Below are 1,904 nucleotides of genomic sequence, written 5' to 3'. Positions count from 1 at the left end.
CCAACGGAGGCCGGGGCTGTGGACGAGACCGGTGAGGAGGGCGCTGCCTGCAGCGCGTGGGACAACTCCCGCTGCGAGGGGACCGTGTACTGTCAGGCCCGGTGTCCGCGAGCGTACGACGACGACGGCCGGCCGTACATCGTCCGCTCACTCGAGGACGACGACGCCGATGCGCTCCTCGAGATGTACGACGCCATGGACGGGGAGATGACCACGCTGGGGTTGCCGCCGCGGACGCGCGAACGATGCGAACGCTGGCTGGACGGCCTCGCCGAGAACGGCCTGAACTTCGTCGCGGACATCGACGGCCAGATTGTCGGGCACGTCGCTGCGGCGCCCGCCGACGACCGCAACCCCGAACTCGTCGTGTTCCTCCACCCGGACTACCGCGGGCGCGGCATCGGCACCGAACTGCTGAAACAGCTCGTCGCGCACGTCGACGAGCGCGGCGCCGACTCCCTCCGGCTGACCGTCGCCAGCGGGAACCGGCGCGCCATCCACGTCTACGACAACCTCGGCTTCGACGTGGCCGACCGCCTCCGCAAGGAACTGGAGATGACGCTGGACCTCGACGGCGAACTCGCGAGGCGCGTCAAGCAGCCGCCAGCGCAACGCTCCTCGACCGAGTAACTCCGGCCCACCCCCGGATTCCCAAACCAAAGTATTCAGTACCCGGTGCCCCCTAGCGGCGGCTATGAACGCACCAGGAGACGACCGTGTGACGCGCCGCAGGTTCCTTCGCGCAGGCGCCGGCGCTGCGGCAGCGGGCGTCGCGGCGACAGGCACGGCCGCGGCAGCGGAGGAGAGCAGCGGCTCGAGCGAGGTTCGCGTCGGCCCGGGCGGCAGCAACGTCTTCGACCCGGAAACGCTCTACGTCGAACCCGGTACCACCGTGAAGTGGGTCTGGGATTCCGGCGGCCACAACGTCGTTCCGGAGTCCATCCCGGACGGCGCCGACTGGGAGGGCCACGAAGGCCTCGAGGACTCCGGGTTCGAGTACGAACACACGTTCGAGACGAAGGGCACCTACGAGTACGTCTGTACGCCACACGCGAGTCTCGGGATGAAGGCCAGCGTCGAGGTCACGGACGACCCGCCCGAGGAGACGGGCTACCAGTCGGTCCTGCCGAACAGCGCGAAGACGCTCGGCGTCGCCGCTGTCGGCTCGATGACGTCCATTCTCGGCCTGACGTACTTCTTCATGCGGTACGGCGGCGACTACGGCGAAGGCGACGTCGAGGAGTAACGTCCGCCGATTGCACGGGCCTGGACTGTACCAGGCCGCAGTTGGTCACGTCCCCTTCTCGCGACCCGAAACTCACCCGGCTATACTGACACCCACTGGCGGGACTCGTCGCTGCGTTCGACGGCGTCGAGTAGCCGCTGGACCGCGAGGCCGTCCTGGAAGTCCGGTGCGAACGACCCGTCGTCGGCGACCGCGGAGAGGAACTCGTAGTTCTCGTGGACGAACGAGTGCTCCCACCCGAGGACGTGTCCGGGCGGCCACCAGTGGCCGCCGTACGGGTCGTCGGCCTCGGTCACGAGCACCGTCTCGAACCCACGGCCGTCCTCGCGTTTGACCTCGAGTTCGTTGAGGCGCTGGAGGTCGAATCTGACCGCGCCGTCCGACCCGTCGAGTTCGAACGTGTGGCCGTTCTTCCGGCCGGTCGCGTAACGGGACGCCTCGAACGTGCCCATCGCCCCGTTCTCGAACTCGACGTGCGCGGCGAACGCGTCGTCGACCGTCACGGGCCGCGGGTCGCCGCCGGACTCGGGGACGCGCTCGTCGACGAACGTCTCCGTGTGGCCGCTGACCGCGGCGACGTCCCCGACGAGGAAGCGCGCGAGGTCGAAACTGTGCGCGCCGAGGTCGCCGAGCGCGCCGGACCCCGCGGCGTCGGCGT

The 1,904-nt window shown here is 69.3% G+C and carries 3 protein-coding genes; 2 read left to right on the top strand and 1 reads right to left on the bottom strand.

Annotation, left to right across the window (positions count from 1 at the left end):
- Positions 1-630: GNAT family N-acetyltransferase (locus GRX66_RS18580; protein WP_159527800.1), on the top strand; the 630-nt coding region annotated here is incomplete at its 5' end.
- Positions 631-718: 88 nt separating this feature from the next.
- The gene (locus tag GRX66_RS18575) at positions 719-1,246 is read left to right on the top strand and encodes a plastocyanin/azurin family copper-binding protein (protein ID WP_325064200.1); all 528 of its coding nucleotides are present in this window, start codon (positions 719-721) and stop codon (positions 1,244-1,246) included.
- A gap of 80 nt (positions 1,247-1,326) precedes the next feature.
- Here GRX66_RS18575 and GRX66_RS18570 read toward each other — a convergent pair.
- Positions 1,327-1,904, bottom strand: a 578-nt coding sequence (locus GRX66_RS18570; RefSeq protein WP_201293098.1) for a Gfo/Idh/MocA family protein, incomplete at its 5' end; no start/stop codon positions are given.

Source organism: Halobacterium bonnevillei (genome assembly GCF_009831555.1).
GTDB classification, from domain to species: Archaea; Halobacteriota; Halobacteria; order Halobacteriales; family Halobacteriaceae; genus Halobacterium; species Halobacterium bonnevillei.
This window is presented reverse-complemented; position numbering and strand designations above follow the sequence as displayed.